Raw genomic sequence first — 15076 nt, forward strand, 5'->3', positions numbered from 1 at the left:
AGTTATCTTGATTCGCGATAGAGGATTGGCGGGGTGCTGCGAAGAGGGATTCAGGGTAAACCGGGATTCAGGCGGCGGCGCCGCAGTAGGCCGCGAAGAAGTCCACGATCGCATGTTCGAGCGGCGTGTGGAATTCCACCCCCGCGCTGTCGCGCCCGCGCCAGCGCACGGTCGCGGCGAGCGGGCCGATCGGTCCCAGGTTCAGGGCGATGACGTGGCCGATCGCGATGTGCGGCTCGACGTGGTTGAGCCGGCAGCCCGTGGCCGAGATCGCGCTGAACACGATCTCGCGCTGGGCTGTGCCCGCGACTTCGTAGGATCCCGGCACTTCGACGAAGAGCCGGCTTTCGCGCCTGCGATCCACAGCGATCTCCTTTGTGATCTTGCTGGGGACCTTAGGGGATTATACTTAAATCGAACCTGCTGAAGAGGGTTAGCCGCGATTAACCACCGGCGGGCGGCGGCGTGCTCGCTGCCGTGGTCGGAGCCTCAAGCCAGCCGCCCGCGGTCGCGACGTAGAGCCGGGCGACGTTGAGGTACTGGCGCGAGCGCGCATCGACCAGCGCGAGCTGCGAGCGCTGGTAGGTGCGGCTGGCATCGAGCACTTGCAGCACGCCCGAATTGCCGACCTCGAAGCTGCGCCGCGACAGCCGCAGCGAGCGTTGTGCGATCTGGGCCGATTCCTGCCGTGTCGCCAGCGAACGGCCGTCGGTCTCGATCGCCGAGAGCAGGTTGGAAACCTGGCCGAAGGCTTCGAGCACGGTCTGCTGATAGGTTTCGGCGGCGGCGCGGGCATCGGCCTCGGCGCCGCGCTTCTGCGCCTTGAGCGTGCCGCCGTGGAAGATCGGCGCGGTCAGCCCGGCGAACAGGTCGAAGCCGCGATAGCGGTTGCTCAGCAGGTCGCCGGGGACCGAGCTCGACTGCGAGAGGTTCGCGCCGAGCGTGACGTTGGGATAGAGCTGCGCAGTCGCGACGCCGATCGCCGCGGTGGCGGCGTGGAGCCGCGCCTCGGCCTCGAGAATGTCGGGCCGCTTGTGGACCAGCGTCGAGGGCAGGGCGACGGGCACCTGTGCGGGCAGCAGGAAGCGATCGAGCGTGAACGGCGTCGGCTCGAGCTCGGCCGGCGACAGGCCGACGAGCACCGCCAGCATGCCGCGCGCCTCGGCCAGCTGCTGTTCGAGCTGGGGCAGGCCGCCGCGGTCGTCCTCGAGCTGCGCCTGGGCGCTCAGCACCTCGACCAGGGTGCCGACGCCGCCCTGCTGGCGCTTGCGCGTCAGGCTGACGTTGCGCTCGTCCTCGGCGAGCAGCGCGCGCTCGGTGGCGATCCGGTCGTTGAGCGCGGCGATCGCCAGCACCTGCTGGACCACGCGCCCGGCGATGACGAGGTGCGCGGCTTCGGTCTGGCGCTGCACGGCCTCGGCATCGGCCAGGGTCTGTTCGAGCGCGCGGCGGTTGCGGCCGAACAGGTCGAGGTCATAGGTCACGCCGCCACCGATCGTGTAGAGATCGAAGCGCGGGTTCTTGATCGACTGGCCGCCGCTGGTCGAGAAGGCGTCGAAGCCGAAAGCCGAGAGGTTGAGCTGCTGGTATTCGGCGCGCGCATCGGCATTGACCTGCGGCAGCATGCGCCCACGCGCGGCCTCGATCCGCGTGCGCGCCTTTTCGAGCGTCGCCTTGCTTGCGGCCAGGCTGTGGTTGCTGGCGATCGCGCGGGTCACCAGCGCGTCGAGTTCGGGCGAGCCGAAAGCCGTCCACCAGCCCTGCTCGGGCCCCTGGCCGAGCGCGGCACGGCCGGCGCCGTCGCTGGCATAGCCGGCCTGGGGCGGGGGCGCGGCAGGGGTCTTGAAGTCTGGCCCGACGGTGCAGGCACCGAGCAGGATCAGCGGGAGAAGGGAAACAAATCGACGCATCGGGGTTACTCCATCGCCGGCAGCGGCGCTTGATGCGCGCTGCGCTTGGGCGGGCGCAGGAACAGGATCAGCGGCATCATCGCCAGGCTGACGTAGAAAACGAAGGCATAGACGTCGGCATTGCCCACCATGGAGGCCTGGCGGGCGATCTCGGCATTGAGCCTGCCGAGGAGATCGGCAGCGCCGGGATCGAAATCGGGCATGCCATATTGGAGGATCGGATTGTCGGGCCTCACCCCTTCGACCAAGTGCGCGCGCGAAGCGGCCGTATCGTGGATCAGCTCGCGGTTGAGCAGCGAGATGCCGACGGCATTGCCGAGATTGCCGGTCAGCGCGAACATCGCCGCGCCTTCGTTGCGCAGCTTGTCGGACAGCGTGGCGAAGACCATCACCGACAGCGGCAGGAACACCATGCCGCCCGCCAGCCCCTGAATGAAGCCGATGTAGAGCAGGGTCTCCTGGTCGACGTAGAGATCGATCTTGGCATAGAGCAGCATCGACACGGCCGAGGACAGCAGCCCGAGGAGCAGGATGATCCGCGAGTCCAGCTTGCCGATGATCCGCGCGACGACGATCGTCGAGACGATCGTACCCAGCGCGCGCGGCATGCCGACCATGCCCGTGCGAAACGCCGAATAGCCGAGCAGGCTCTGCGTCATCACCACGACCATCGGCACCGTGGCGAAGACGACGACGCCCAGCAGCGCGCGCACTGCGGAGCCGACCGCGAAATTGCGGTCGCGGAACAGCTCGGGGCGCAGGAAGGTGTCGCGCGCGGTGAAGAGGTGGATCACGCTGAGGTAGACCGCCGCGGCCAGGATCACCGCGTAGATCTGGATCTCGGGCGATTCGAACCAATCGAGCTGTTCGCCGCGATCGAGCATCAGCTGCAGCGCGGCCAGCGCGGTGGACACCGCCAGGAACCCGAACATGTCGAAGCGCATCGGCCGGTCGGATCGGCTCTCGGGTATGAAGGCCAGCATGCCGAGCAGCGACATCACGCCGAAGGGGATGTTGATGAAGAACACCCAGCGCCACGACATCGCGTCGGTCAGCCAGCCGCCGAGCGAGGGGCCGATGATCGGCCCGGCCATCGATCCCAGCGAGAACAGCGCCATCGCCTTGCCCAGCCGTTCGGGCGGGTTGATGTCGAGCAGGATTGCCTGGCTCAGCGGGATCAGCGCCGCGCCGCTCGCGCCCTGGAGCGCGCGGGCCAGCACGATCGTGGTCAGGTCCTGCGCTGCGCCGCAGAGCGCCGAGGCGAGGGTGAAGCCAGCGACCGAGAGGATCATGATGAGCTTGCGGCCGTAGCGCCCGGCCAGCCAGCCGCTCAGCGGCGTCGCGATGGCGCCGGCCACGAGATAGGAGGTCAGCACCCAGACGATCTGGTCGGACGAGGCGGACAGCGCCGACTGCATGTGCGGCAGCGCGACGTTGGCGATCGTGATGTCCACGGCCACCATCGTCGACGCCAGCATCGCCGGCAGGGTGATGAGGAAACGTTCGGTCGCGCCGGGGTAGGAGGGGGGCTGGGCTGGGGGCACGCCGCTGGCCTCAGGGCTTGGCCGGTGCCTTACCTGCCGTGGGCGAGTAGGGCGGCGTATCGGCACCGAACAGGTGGCGCTGGTGACCGGTGTCGACCTCGACCTCGACGCTGAGGCCGGTGTGCAGCGGCAGGTCGGCACCCGGAGCTTCGTCGAGCGCGATCTCGACCGGCAGGCGCTGGACCACCTTGACCCAATTGCCCGTGGCGTTCTCGGCCGGCAGGATCGAGAACGAATTGCCCGTGCCCGGACTGAAGCTGGCGACGTGGGCCTTGAGCTTGTGGTCGGGGAAGGCGTCGATCTTGACGAGTACCGGCTGGCCGACGCGCATGTAGCGCAGCTGGTTTTCCTTGAAGTTCGCCTGGACCCAGAAGCGCGTGCCCGACAGCATGAACACGGTGCGGCCCGCGGTCACGTAGTTGCCGACCTGGAGCTGGTGGACGCGCGTGACGACGCCGTCCTGCGGCGCACGCACCACGGCGTCGCGCAGTGCGATCCGCGCGCTTTCGAGCTGCGAGGCGGCCTGGCGGACGGCCGGCTGGGCATCGGCGGGGCCGCCGACCTGTCCGGCCAGGCTGGCGCGCAGGCTTTCGGCCTTGGCCTGAGCCGCGGCGATGGCGTCGCGCGCGGTGCGCGCCTCGGTCGCGGCCTGGTCGGCCTGGGCCTTCGACGAGATGCCCTCGCGCAGCAGTGAGGCCTGCCGCGCGGCTTCGTTCTGGGCATAGGCGGCGCGGGCACGCGCCGCGCTGACCTGCGACATGGCTTCCTGATAGTCGGCCTGCTTCGAGCCGACATCGGTGCGCGCATTGGCGAGCTGGGCCTCGGCGGCGGCGACCGAAGTCTCGAAGCCGTCGGTGTTGATGCGGAACAGCACGTCGCCCTTCTTGACGCGCTGGTTCTCGGTCACCTCGATCGCGACGACCTTGCCGCTGACGCTGGCACTGACCGCGACGAGCCCGGTCTGCAGCGAGGCGTTCTCGGTCGATTCGTAGCGACCGCCCGTCAGATAGAAATACAGCGCGCCGACCAGTACCACCACCGGCGCGGCCAGCATGAGCACGCGCCGCAGGCCGCGGCGCTGCCGGGGCACGTCGCCCTGGCTGTCATCATCCGCGGCTATCGAGCTCTCGGCGTTCATAGGATTTCCTGTTTCCTCATCTGCGCGGCAGATACTAAGCATGGCTAGTATCAGCAATAGGAAGAAACTTGATTATGTCGGAAGACCGCGTGCTCGCGCTGGAAGGCATCCATAATTTTCGCGATTACGGCGGTTATCCGGTCGTCGGCGGGGGGCGTCTGAAACGCGGATTGCTGTGGCGGTCGGGCCAGCATCATGACGCCACCGATTCGGATCTCGCGCGGATTGCTGCACTGAATCTGGCCTCGGTGTTCGACCTGCGCTCGTCGCGCGAGCGCGAGGTTCATCCTTGCCGCCGGCCCGAGGGCTTCCTCGCCGAAGTCGTCTTCGGCGGCGATCCGCCGCCCCGTCAGACGGCTGGTGGTGAGACCGGTCATTCGGCGCCGCATGTCGCCGCCGCCCAGGCGCCGCGGCAGCGTGACGTCGCTTCGACTCGCGAAGGCCTGCGCAAGAACTACGGCATGATCGCCTTCCGCCCCGAACTGGTGGCGACGATCCGGCTGATGCTGGCGACCCTCGCCGAAGGGCGCGGCGCGAGCCTGGTCAATTGCATGGCGGGCAAGGATCGCACCGGCATCGCCGTCGCCGCGGTCCATCTCGCCGCCGGCGTCCATCGCGACGACATCGTCGCCGACTACCTGCTGACCAACACCGCCGGCGACGTCGAGGCGCGCATCGCTGCGGGCGCCGCGACGATCACCGCCATGACCGGCCAGCTCGACGACGATGTGCTGCGCGTGCTGATGGGGGTCGAGGCCGAATATATCGAGGGAGCCTTCGCGATGATGGCCGAGCGGCACGGGTCGACCGACGGCTATCTCGTCGAAGTCCTCGGCGTCGACGCGGCGCTCAAGGAGCGGCTGCGCGCCGCGCTGGTGGAGGGCTGAACATGACGGCAACGCGTGTCCTCGCGCTCGAAGGCGTCAACAACTTCCGCGACTATGGCGACTATGCCGTCTCCGGCGGCGGCCGCATTCGGCGCGGTGCACTCTGGCGCTCGGGCCAGCACGTCGGCGCCAGCGACGCCGATCTCGACGTGATCGCGGGTCTTGGACTGACGACGGTCACCGACCTGCGCGGCGACAGCGAGCGCAGGCTCAACCCTTGCAGGCGTCATGCGAGCTTCACTGCTCAAGTGCTTACCTGTGATGGAGAATCGGCGGCGCTCGCTTCGCACATCGACGCCGCGAAGGGCGTGCTGACCGAAGCCGATGCGCGCGGCGCGATGCGCCGGCTCTATGCCGAGATGCCCTATCGCGCGAACCTCGTCGCCGTGCTCCAGCGTCACTTCGCGGCGCTGGCTGAAGACGGGGTGAGCCTGATCCACTGCTTCGCCGGCAAGGACCGCACCGGGCTTTCGGTGGCGCTGACGCACCACGTCCTCGGCGTCCACCCCGATGACGTCATGGCGGACTACCTGCTGACCAACACGGTCATGGCCGGCCGCGATTTCCAGGGGAAGAGCGGCAGCGACGCGTCGAAGTACCAGCGGATGGACGAGGCCACCAGCCAGGCACTGCGTGGGGTGAAGCCCGAATATCTCGCCGAAGGCCTTGCCGCGATCCAGGCCAGCCACGGCAGCACCGATGCCTATCTCGCAGACGTGCTGGCGGTGGATGCCGCCATGCAGGAGAAAATCCGCGCTGCGCTGATAAGGTAATTCAAGGAGTTATAGAAACTCTTTGATGTCGTTCATGAAGCGATCGAACTGGTCGTGATGGAGCCAGTGGCCGGCCTTTTCGTAGACCTTGAGGCTGGCCGTCCTGAAGTGGGCGAGCCGACCGTCCTTCTCGGGGTTCGAGGCGAAGCTGTCGGTGCCGTAGAACATCAGCACCGGGCAGGTGATCGCCTCCCACAGCTTGATCTGCTCGGCATAGGGCATGTCGGTCGCCGACCAGACGTTGAGGTAGTTGTCGAACTTCCACGACCAGGTGCCGTCCTCGTTGCGGCTGGCGCCGTGGATCGTCAGGTGGCGCGCCTGCTCGTCGCTGAGGAAGCCGTTCTCCTCCTTCATCCGCGCATAGGCGGCGGCGAGCGTCGGATAGCGGCGCGGCAGGCGGGCCGAGGCCTTGCGCTTGTCGTCGATCCACTTGCGCAACCGGTTGGCGGTGCCTTCGGCCTCGACCAGGTCGCGCTGTTCGGGCGAGGGGCCGAGGCCCTCGATGTTGACGAGCTTGCGCACCTTGTCGGGATAGAGCCCGGTGAAGCGCGTCGCGATGTTGCCGCCGAGCGAGTGCGAGACGATCGTCACCTGCTCGTGCCCGAGCGTGTGCACGAGCTGCGCGAAGTCGTAGACGAAGGCGTCCATGCCGTAGTGCCCCTCGGGCGACCAGGCGCTGTCGCCGTGGCCGCGCAGATCGGGGGCGATGACGTGCCAGTCCTTGGTCAGTTCCTCGGCGACCCAGTCCCACGACCGGCAATGGTCGCGCCCGCCGTGCTGGAGGATCAGCGGCGGCGCCTCGCGATTGCCCCAGTCGACGTAGTGGAGCCGCAGGCGCTGCGAGATGAAGCTGTTCGAGACGGGGCCGGTGGTACGCATCGCCTTGGGATGCGACCACGAGGTCGCGACGTCAATCGCCTGCGTGGCTCTGTCGCTCCGGCGATGAATGCGGGCACAGACGACCGAACCATGGGCAGAATGCTGGGCATAAGGCGTGCCTCCGCGGTTGCCAGGCGGCCGTGCGTCTGCGCGATAGGCGTCGCAGGATACCCGCCCTATCCGCGATGAAAGGAATGCTGCGCGCGCCGGCTTGGCAAAGGCGCCCCGCGCATCCTATCTCGCCAGCCAGCCGGAGGATTTTCATGACCGTTCACACCACCCGCATGCTCATCATCGGTTCGGGGCCCGCCGGGCTCTCGGCGGCGATCTACGGCGCGCGCGCCGGCATGCAGCCGATCGTCGTCCAGGGCCTTCAGCCCGGCGGCCAGCTGACCATCACCACCGACGTCGAGAACTATCCGGGCTTCCGCGACGTGATCCAGGGGCCCTGGCTGATGCAGGAGATGCAGGCCCAGGCCGAGCATGTCGGCACGCGCATGATGTGGGACACGATCCTCTCGGTCGATCTCCAGTCGGGACCGCCGTTCCGCGCTATCGGCGACAGCGGCGACGTCTACGAGGGTGAGACCCTGGTCATCGCCACCGGTGCCCAGGCCAAGTGGCTCGGCGTCCCCGGCGAGCAGGAGCTCGGCGGCAAGGGCGTCTCGGCCTGCGCGACCTGCGACGGGTTCTTCTATCGCGGCAAGAAGGTCGTGGTCATCGGCGGCGGCAACACCGCGGTCGAGGAAGCGCTGTACCTGACCAACCACAGCCAGGACGTCACCTTGATCCACCGTCGCAATACCCTGCGCGCGGAGAAGATCCTCCAGGATCGTCTCGAAGCAAATCCCCATGTTTCAACGCTCTGGCACAAGAAGGTCGAGCGTTTCCTGCATGACGAGACCACGGGTGCGTTGCGCGCGCTGCTGCTGGTCGACACGATCACCGGCGAAGAGAGCGAGTTCGCCGCCGAAGGCGCCTTCGTCGCGATCGGCCATGCGCCGGCGACCGAACTGTTCAAGGGCCAGCTCGAGCTCGATGACAGCGGCTACATCGTCGTCCAGCCGGGCACGCCCAAGACGGCGATCCCCGGCGTCTTCGCCTGCGGTGACGTCATGGACCACACCTATCGCCAGGCCGTGACCGCGGCGGGCACGGGCTGCATGGCCGCGCTCGACGCCGAACGCTTCGTCGCCGAACGCGAGTTCGAAGCGGTCAAGCTGGCCGCGCAGGCGGGCTGAACTAGCTTCGCAGCATTTCGAGGATCTGGTCGCTAAGCCATTCCTGTGAATGGCTTTCGACGAAACTGTGCGTCGCATCTGGACAACGCCGGATGCGCGCATCGGTCTTGTCCCAGGCGGCGAGGAAGGCCTGCGCCGTCCGGTCGCGCTCGGCGACGAGGAAGCGGATCGGGCCGGTGAACTGGGCCACGCCCTGCGCGAGAGTCTGCGCCAGGCTGCTCGGCGGTGCCGGCTTGCGCGTGGCACTGCGCAGCGACGACAGCAGCTTGCCGACCGAAACCTGACCGGTCAGCAGCCGCTTGATCGCGGCGGGATCGGCCAGCCGCCGCTTGTAGTGATCGCGCAGAACTTCGGGCGGCGGTGCGGCCTGGTCCTCGTCGATCGTCCAGGGGTTCGACAGCACGAGCCCGTCGAGCCCGGCACCGCGCGCGAGCATCAGCGCGCTGGCGCCATCGCAATTGCCCCAGCCGATCACGCGTTCGACCTGCGGGCAGGCCTGGCGGAACGCGGCCAGTGCCGCGGCGATGTCGGGCGCGCGTGTCTCGAAGCCGCCGTTCGGGCCGTCGCTGTCGCCGACGCCGCGGTGGTCGAAGCGGAACACGGGGAAACCCGCGGCGGCGATCCGCGCGGCGAACAGCGCCTGGCCGGCCCAGGCGCCCGCGCGCAGCTCGTTGCCGCCGGTGACGATCAGCAGGCCGGTGGCGTCGGGGGCCTCGTCGAGCGTGCCGACGAGGGTCGCGCCTTCGCAGGCGAAGGTCAGGTGCCGCCGGCTCATGCCTTGATCCCGATCGCGAGGATCGCCGCCAGCGCATCGGCCTGTTCGCGATCCTCGCCGGGATCGGCGCGCAGCCAGAGACCGCCACCCCCGATCGTGTCTTGCTCGATTACTTTGGAGACTTGCCCAGTAAGATGCTGGAATTCATCAATGAAGTCGGGTGAAAGCGCAAAGCCCGCGAGATTTAGCCCCGACTCCATACCTTGATCGATTAGGCCATCATAGGTCTCCGTCACGCCCGCCTCGCGTGAACTTAGGATGCGCGCGCGGATCATTTGGCGGAGAATAATCGGCGCTCGGGCTGGCGCATAATGCCAGCTCTGCATGCCCGTCGGTGTTAGTAGCGATCCACCCCTGATGCCGAGAACGTGGCTCGCACGGAAGTGTGCCGCCGCCTCCGCCATGGCTGCGCGCCAGAGCGTCGGAGTCTGCGCTTCAAGGGGCTGAAGGCTCTCGTTGCAGCCGGGCAGGTCGGGCAGCATGCTGTCGATGCCTGCGCCGTCGAGCCGCCGCATGACCTCGACGGTCAGGCGGCGCATGCGGTTGGCCTCGTCGAACAGCGCGGGGACGATCAGCAGGCGATGCGCGCGACCGCTATCGAAGCAAAGCGCGTATTCCTCGGCGCGCGCGCCGTCGGCTGTGGGACAGGGCCAGGTGGCCGGTGTCACGCGGCCCCGATCACGCTGCGGCGCGCTTGGCCTCGGCGAAGACGAGCAGCGAGCCGTAGGTTTCCAGCAGTTCGCCGTCGATCTCGTCATCCTCGATCATGATGTCGAGGCGATCTTCCATCTCGGTGAGAAGCCCGGCGACCGCCATCGAGTCGAGCTCGGGCAGGTGGCCGAACAGACCGGTCTCCGCCGTGAAGCCGTCCGCCTGACCCGCCTTCAGTCCGAGGACGTCGGTGAGGATGCGGCGCAGAAGCTGGTCGGTATCGGTCTGCATAAGCGTTCTTTGGCGCCTTTCTGGCCGTAAATCTGCGAAATTGCGCGGGCTCTAGCCACGCTTCCCGCGGCCCGCAAGGCGCTTGAGCGCGCGCTTGGCGAGAAATGGCCAGTTTTGCGGGGCTTCGGGCCGGATCAGGTCGAGCCGGTAGCGCGCGCGGACCTCTTCCATCCAGTCGCGCTTGTAGCCGTCGTTGCCGGTGCCGAAGTCGATCAGCCCGACCCCGTCGACGTCGATGACTTCGCGAAACAAGGCTGCGCTGAGCACGGTGCCGGGCGATAGCGGCTTGGCGTCTTCGCGGTGCGCGAGCTTGTGGATGAAGGCGGTGCCGCCCTCGACCGTCCACATCTGCGCCGCGACCGCGCGCCCCTCGGCATAGGCCACGCCGAGCCGTAGCCGGCCCGCCGCGCCCTCCGCCTGGGCGAAGGCGCGCAGGAAGTCGGGCGAACCTTCGCTGGGCTTCCAGCTTTCGCCGTAAATATCCTCATAGTCGGCCCAGGCTTCGGCATCGAACTGTTTGAAAATGCGCGTTTCGACTTTCGCAGTCTTGCGCTTGAGAGTCGTGCGCAACGGTCCCGGACGGCCGGCCAGATAGTCGTCGTAGCTGCGGCCCTGGAGTTGCAGGACGTGGTTGGTGTCGCAGGCTTCGCGCAGCGCGATCCAGCCGGCCTTGCGGAAGGCGGCTTCGGTAAGGTCGGCACTGCCATCCTCGCCCGGCAGGCCCGACAGGGTCAGGCGCGGGGCCCGCTTCGCGAGATCGCGCGCCAGGGCCGTCAGCAGTTCGGCGGTATTGGCGTCCGGCGAGGTGACCGGACGCAGGCGGAACGAATACCAGTTGGCCAGTCCTGAAAGTCCGCTCTCGGCCCGCTGAAGCGGAAGCACGGCGGTTGCCTTGCCATCGCGCGCGACGGCGAGCAGCGGGTCGATCCCGCAGTGTTCGGCCAGTCCCTGCCACCAGGCGAGCCGGTCGAAGGGTGCCTGCTGCATCTCGGGGGAAAGCAAGGCCGCGAGCGAGGCGTCCGATTGCACTTCCTTAAGATCAGCGTGATACTCGATGGCGATCACCCGCCCGTTCCCCCACTGGAGCCTGCCTTGCACGCCGACACCGAGACGACGATCCGGCCGCTCGACCATCTCGTGCTGCGGGGCGCCGAAGAAGCGCCCGCGCTGGTGCTGCGCGAGGGAACGCTTAGCTACAAGGCCTTAAGATCGCGTGTCTCTCGACTGGCGGCCTGGCTGAAGACGCAAGTGCCCGAGCCGGGCGCGCGCGTCGCCACCTGGTCGGCCAAGGGCGAACTGACCTGCCTGATGCCGCTCGCCACGGCGCGCGCCGGCCTGGTCCACGTACCGATCAATCCTCTGCTCAAGCATGCGCAGGTCGCACACATCCTGGCCGATAGCGGGTCGCGTCTGATCATCGGCACTCCCGCAAGACTTTCGACGCTCGAACAAGGCGATGTGCCCGATAGCTGCGCTTCGATCGGAGAATCCGACGCCTTGGGCGCCGCGGCCGGGCTGGAAGCCGATCTCGAGGCATCGACAGCCGATCCCGATGATCTCGCGGCGATCCTCTATACCAGCGGTTCGACCGGCCGCCCCAAAGGCGTCATGCTCAGCCATGCCAACATGTGGCTGGGGGCCGAGAGCGTCGCCGCCTATCTCGGTCTCGCGCCCGACGATCGCACGCTGGCGGTGCTGCCGCTGTCGTTCGACTATGGCCAGAACCAGCTCCTCTCGACCTGGTACGCGGGTGGTTGCGCGATCCCGCTCGACTATCTGACCCCGCGCGACGTCGTGAAGGCGGTCGAGAAGCACGCGATCACCACTCTGGCCGCGGTGCCGCCGCTCTGGGTCCAGCTGACCGAGCAGGATTGGCCCGAGGAAACGCGGGCGCGGCTGCGCCGGCTGACCAACAGCGGCGGCGCGCTGACGCCCGATCTCGTCCGCCGGCTGCGCGCCCTGTTCCCGCAAGCGCGGCTTTTCGCGATGTACGGGCTGACCGAGGCCTTCCGCTCGACCTTCCTCGATCCCGCGCTGATCGACACGCATCCGACCTCGATGGGCAAGGCGATCCCGCATGCCGAGATCCTCGTGGTCAACGATGCCGGCGCGATCGCCGCCGACGACGAAGAGGGCGAACTCGTCCACGCCGGCCCGCTCGTCGCGCACGGCTATTGGCAGGATCCCGAGCGTACGACCGAGCGCTACAAGCCCGCGCCTGCGGGCTCGCGCTATGGCGGCATGGCCGTCTGGTCGGGCGACCGCGTGCGGCGCAGCGCCGATGGTCTGCTCTATTTCGTCGGCCGGCGCGATGCGATGATCAAGTCGGCGGGCAACCGCATCAGTCCGCAGGAGATCGAGGAAGCCGCGCTCGCCACTGGGCTCGTTGTCGAAGCCGTCGCGCTGGGGCTGCCCGACGAGCGGCTCGGCCAGGCCGTGCACCTGGTCGTCCGGCCGGTTGCGGGTATCTCCGACGTCGAATCAGAATTGCCGCGCAAGTTGATGCAAGAGTTGCCGAATTTCATGCAGCCCAAGGCGATTCATTGGCGCGAAGCCATGCCGATCGGGCCGAATGGCAAGATCGATCGCACCGGTCTGCAGGCTGAACTCGCCGCCTGATCGCGCGCCTGTTCCGTATTGGGACGCAAGCCCGCTGGGTGTGCCGTTCCCGAACGATTAGCGGGCAGGGATAACGCAATATTCACCCTTTTTACCGATAGCTGCATCCGAAAACGTCTGACTTGCGCGCGGGAATGGGCCCGTTTCCGCCGCTGGTCCGGCACTGTTGAGGATGTGCCAAAATGCCGAGTGACCGCTTCTTCCGGCTCCCCGTCGGACGACTATTGGCCGGAAGCGCCATGGCCAGCCTGGCATTGTCGGGCTGTGCCGGTACGTCGAAGCCCGAGCTGCCCTCCGCCTCCTTCGTGGCGTTGCAGGAAGGTCCGGGCGAGGAATACGTCATCGGTCCGCTCGACGAGCTCACCGTTTTCGTCTGGCGCAATCCCGAACTCGGCGCGAGTGTGCAGGTCCGGCCCGACGGCCGCATCACCACGCCGCTGATCACCGACATGCCGGCCGTGGGCAAGACGCCCTCGATGCTGGCCGAGGACATCAAGCTCCAGCTCTCGCAGTATATCCAGGATCCGCTGGTCTCGGTGATCGTCAACAAGTTCGCTGGTACGTTCAGCCAGCAGGTGCGCATTGTCGGTGCCACCGAGAAGCCGGCCTCGATCCCCTATCGTGCCAACATGACCCTGCTCGACGCGATGATCGCGGTCGGCGGCCTGTCGGAATATGCCTCGGGCAACCGCGCCAAGCTGATCCGCTTCGACAAGACCATGGGTAAGCAGCGCGAATTCGCGGTGAAGCTCGGCGATCTGCTCAAGAAGGGCGACAGCCGCGCCAACGTCATGCTGATGCCCGGCGACGTGATCATCATCCCCGAGAGCATGTTCTGACATGAACGGGCTCTACGACGAGGTCCTGTCCGCGCTGCACAGCGTCTGGAACCGCCGCTGGCTCGCGCTGGCCGTGGCCTGGGGCGTCTGCCTCCTGGGCTGGCTGGTCGTCGCCCTGATCCCCAACAGCTACGAATCGAAAGCGCGCATCTTCGTCCAGCTCGACGACGCCCTGGCCGAACAGGTCGGCATCGGCGTGGCCGACAAGAAGCGCGACATCGAGCGCATCCGCCAGACGCTGACCAGCGCGGTCAACCTCGAGAAGGTGATCCGTTCGACCAAGCTCGGCGATTCGGTGAGCTCGCCCAAGGACATGGAAGGCGCGGTCGCCGCGCTCGGCAAGGCGGTCAAGGTCGCCTCGACCGAAGAGAATATCTTCGAGATCACCGCCAAGGCTTCGGACGGCTCGCTCTCGGAAGCCGAGAACGCGAAGCTCGCGCAGGAGATCGCGCAGAAGATGATCGACATCTTCCGCGAGGAGAACCTTTCGGGCGGTCGCGGCGAGATGACCGAGACCCTGCAGTTCGTGAACGGCCAGCTTCAGCAGCGCGAGAAGGAACTCGAATCGGCCGAACAGCGCCGCCTCGCGTTTGAAGCCAAGAACCCCGATATGGTCGCTGGCGGCGCCGCCGGCCTGCAGCGGCTCGAAGCCGCACGCGCCGAGCTGCGCGGCATCGATGCCGATCTTGCCGGTGCGCAGAGCGCGGTCGCGGCGATCAACGGCCAACTCGCAGGTACCCCGGCAACGATCGCCGGCGGTCCCGGTACGAGCAGCCCGAAGAGTTCGCTGGCCCAGGCCACGTCCGACCTCGCACAGATGCGCGCGCGCGGCCTGACCGACAATCACCCCGACGTCATCGCGCTGAAGAGCCAGATCGCCATGCTGCGCACCGTGGCGCAGGGCGACGGCGGCAATGCCGGCGGTGTGCCCAATCCGGCCTATAGCTCGCTGCAGTCGATCAAGGCCGATCGCGAGGCGAGCGTCCAGTCGCTGACCGCGCGTCGCACGACGATCCAGGCCGAGATCGCCCAGCTGACCGCGCGCCAGATCAACGATCCCGAAATGGCGGCCGAGGCACAGCGCATCACGCGCGACTACGACGTCCTGCGCCAGCAGTACGACAAGCTCCTGCAGGATCGTGAGGAACTGCGCCTGCGCGGCGAGGTGAAGACCGAGCGTGAGGCCGTGAAGTTCCAGGTGGTCGACCCGCCGACGACGCCGCGTGCGCCGGTGGCACCGAACCGCCCGCTGCTGCTGGTGGGCGTTCTGGTCCTCGGCCTCGGCGCTGGCGTGGGCGCGGCTTTCGCGCTGGGTCAGCTCCGCACGACCTTCGCGACCACGGGCAAGCTCGAATCGGCCACCGGCCTGCCGGTGCTGGGATCGATCTCGCGCACGCTTACCGAGGCGGCCCAGGCGGCGCGGCTGCGTCAGCGCAAGCTGTTCTTCGCGGGCCTCGGCGCGCTCGGCGGGTTGTTCGCCCTGCTGATGGCGGTCGAGTTCGTCCAGCGCGGCATGGTGGCCTGAGGGG

At 67.6% G+C, this 15076-nt stretch carries 15 protein-coding genes; 6 read left to right on the forward strand and 9 right to left on the reverse strand.

Annotated elements, in window-relative coordinates:
- Nucleotides 1–67: 67 nt before the first annotated feature.
- The 4 genes from OLX23_RS03410 to OLX23_RS03425 all read right to left on the reverse strand — a co-directional run bounded on the left by OLX23_RS03410 (nt 68) and on the right by OLX23_RS03425 (nt 4592).
- Nucleotides 68–364: a PilZ domain-containing protein gene (locus tag OLX23_RS03410; protein WP_264443068.1), complete on the reverse strand. Its 297-nt coding sequence runs from the start codon at nt 362–364 to the stop codon at nt 68–70.
- A 79-nt stretch (nt 365–443) separates the two neighbouring features.
- Nucleotides 444–1910, reverse strand: a complete 1467-nt coding sequence (locus OLX23_RS03415) for an efflux transporter outer membrane subunit (protein ID WP_264443069.1) — start codon at nt 1908–1910, stop codon at nt 444–446.
- A gap of 5 nt (nt 1911–1915) precedes the next feature.
- The gene (locus OLX23_RS03420; RefSeq protein WP_264443072.1) at nt 1916–3454 is read right to left on the reverse strand and encodes a DHA2 family efflux MFS transporter permease subunit; all 1539 of its coding nucleotides are present in this window, start codon (nt 3452–3454) and stop codon (nt 1916–1918) included.
- A 10-nt stretch (nt 3455–3464) separates the two neighbouring features.
- Complete coding sequence (locus tag OLX23_RS03425; protein ID WP_264443074.1) at nt 3465–4592, reverse strand: HlyD family secretion protein; 1128 nt, start codon at nt 4590–4592, stop codon at nt 3465–3467.
- A 74-nt stretch (nt 4593–4666) separates the two neighbouring features.
- On the opposite strand from OLX23_RS03425, the gene OLX23_RS03430 reads away from it, so the two are divergent.
- A complete protein-coding gene (locus OLX23_RS03430; RefSeq protein ID WP_264443076.1) occupies nt 4667–5479 on the forward strand; it encodes a tyrosine-protein phosphatase in 813 nt (270 codons plus the stop codon).
- 2 nt (nt 5480–5481) lie between these two features.
- Nucleotides 5482–6252: a tyrosine-protein phosphatase gene (locus tag OLX23_RS03435; RefSeq protein ID WP_264443078.1), complete on the forward strand. Its 771-nt coding sequence runs from the start codon at nt 5482–5484 to the stop codon at nt 6250–6252.
- A gap of 9 nt (nt 6253–6261) precedes the next feature.
- Here the strand turns inward: OLX23_RS03435 and OLX23_RS03440 are convergent, their stop codons facing one another.
- Nucleotides 6262–7131, reverse strand: coding sequence for an alpha/beta fold hydrolase (locus tag OLX23_RS03440; RefSeq protein ID WP_264443080.1), 870 nt, complete (start codon nt 7129–7131; stop codon nt 6262–6264).
- Between the two features lie 263 nt (nt 7132–7394).
- Here OLX23_RS03440 and trxB point away from each other — a divergent pair, with 263 nt between their 5' ends.
- Nucleotides 7395–8372 carry a thioredoxin-disulfide reductase gene (gene trxB / locus OLX23_RS03445; RefSeq protein WP_264443081.1) on the forward strand — a complete coding sequence of 326 codons (978 nt, stop codon included), beginning with the start codon at nt 7395–7397 and terminating at the stop codon, nt 8370–8372.
- Nucleotide 8373: 1 nt separating this feature from the next.
- Here the strand turns inward: trxB and OLX23_RS03450 are convergent, their stop codons facing one another.
- From OLX23_RS03450 to OLX23_RS03465, 4 genes are read right to left on the reverse strand one after another with little or no spacing between them, the layout of a single operon-like run.
- Entirely contained in the window at nt 8374–9147 is a 774-nt protein-coding gene (locus tag OLX23_RS03450) for a hydrolase 1, exosortase A system-associated (RefSeq protein WP_264443082.1), read from the reverse strand.
- On the reverse strand, nt 9144–9815 hold the full coding sequence (locus tag OLX23_RS03455; RefSeq protein WP_264443084.1) for a hypothetical protein: 672 nt from the start codon (nt 9813–9815) through the stop codon (nt 9144–9146). The genes OLX23_RS03450 and OLX23_RS03455 overlap by 4 nt, the downstream gene beginning before the upstream one ends.
- 10 nt (nt 9816–9825) lie before the next feature.
- Nucleotides 9826–10089 carry an acyl carrier protein gene (locus OLX23_RS03460; protein WP_264443086.1) on the reverse strand — a complete coding sequence of 88 codons (264 nt, stop codon included), beginning with the start codon at nt 10087–10089 and terminating at the stop codon, nt 9826–9828.
- Between the two features lie 51 nt (nt 10090–10140).
- Entirely contained in the window at nt 10141–11154 is a 1014-nt protein-coding gene (locus OLX23_RS03465) for a GNAT family N-acetyltransferase (RefSeq protein WP_264443088.1), read from the reverse strand.
- 27 nt (nt 11155–11181) lie between these two features.
- Between OLX23_RS03465 and OLX23_RS03470 the strand changes: the two genes are divergently transcribed.
- The 3 genes from OLX23_RS03470 (at nt 11182) to OLX23_RS03480 (ending at nt 15072) form a co-directional block, all read left to right on the forward strand.
- Entirely contained in the window at nt 11182–12708 is a 1527-nt protein-coding gene (locus OLX23_RS03470; protein WP_264443090.1) for an acyl-CoA ligase (AMP-forming), exosortase A system-associated, read from the forward strand.
- A gap of 239 nt (nt 12709–12947) precedes the next feature.
- Nucleotides 12948–13547, forward strand: a complete 600-nt coding sequence (locus tag OLX23_RS03475; protein ID WP_413629773.1) for an XrtA/PEP-CTERM system exopolysaccharide export protein — start codon at nt 12948–12950, stop codon at nt 13545–13547.
- Nucleotide 13548: 1 nt separating this feature from the next.
- Complete coding sequence (locus OLX23_RS03480; RefSeq protein ID WP_264443094.1) at nt 13549–15072, forward strand: XrtA system polysaccharide chain length determinant; 1524 nt, start codon at nt 13549–13551, stop codon at nt 15070–15072.
- The last annotated feature ends 4 nt before the right edge of the window (nt 15073–15076 follow it).

The organism is Novosphingobium sp. JCM 18896, from assembly GCF_025938095.1.
Classification (GTDB): Bacteria; Pseudomonadota; Alphaproteobacteria; order Sphingomonadales; family Sphingomonadaceae; genus Novosphingobium.

Excerpts from the sequence above, each read along its gene's own strand:
- OLX23_RS03460 (WP_264443086.1), bottom strand. The coding sequence starts at position 10,089 with ATGCAGACCGATACCGACCAGCTTCTGCGCCGCATCCTCACCGACGTC.
- OLX23_RS03450 (WP_264443082.1), bottom strand. The coding sequence starts at position 9,147 with ATGAGCCGGCGGCACCTGACCTTCGCCTGCGAAGGCGCGACCCTCGTC.
- trxB (WP_264443081.1), top strand. The coding sequence starts at position 7,395 with ATGACCGTTCACACCACCCGCATGCTCATCATCGGTTCGGGGCCCGCC.
- OLX23_RS03430 (WP_264443076.1), top strand. The coding sequence starts at position 4,667 with ATGTCGGAAGACCGCGTGCTCGCGCTGGAAGGCATCCATAATTTTCGC.
- OLX23_RS03480 (WP_264443094.1), top strand. The coding sequence starts at position 13,549 with ATGAACGGGCTCTACGACGAGGTCCTGTCCGCGCTGCACAGCGTCTGG.
- OLX23_RS03415 (WP_264443069.1), bottom strand. The coding sequence starts at position 1,910 with ATGCGTCGATTTGTTTCCCTTCTCCCGCTGATCCTGCTCGGTGCCTGC.
- OLX23_RS03440 (WP_264443080.1), bottom strand. The coding sequence starts at position 7,131 with ATGCGTACCACCGGCCCCGTCTCGAACAGCTTCATCTCGCAGCGCCTG.
- OLX23_RS03435 (WP_264443078.1), top strand. The coding sequence starts at position 5,482 with ATGACGGCAACGCGTGTCCTCGCGCTCGAAGGCGTCAACAACTTCCGC.
- OLX23_RS03425 (WP_264443074.1), bottom strand. The coding sequence starts at position 4,592 with ATGAACGCCGAGAGCTCGATAGCCGCGGATGATGACAGCCAGGGCGAC.
- OLX23_RS03475 (WP_413629773.1), top strand. The coding sequence starts at position 12,948 with ATGGCCAGCCTGGCATTGTCGGGCTGTGCCGGTACGTCGAAGCCCGAG.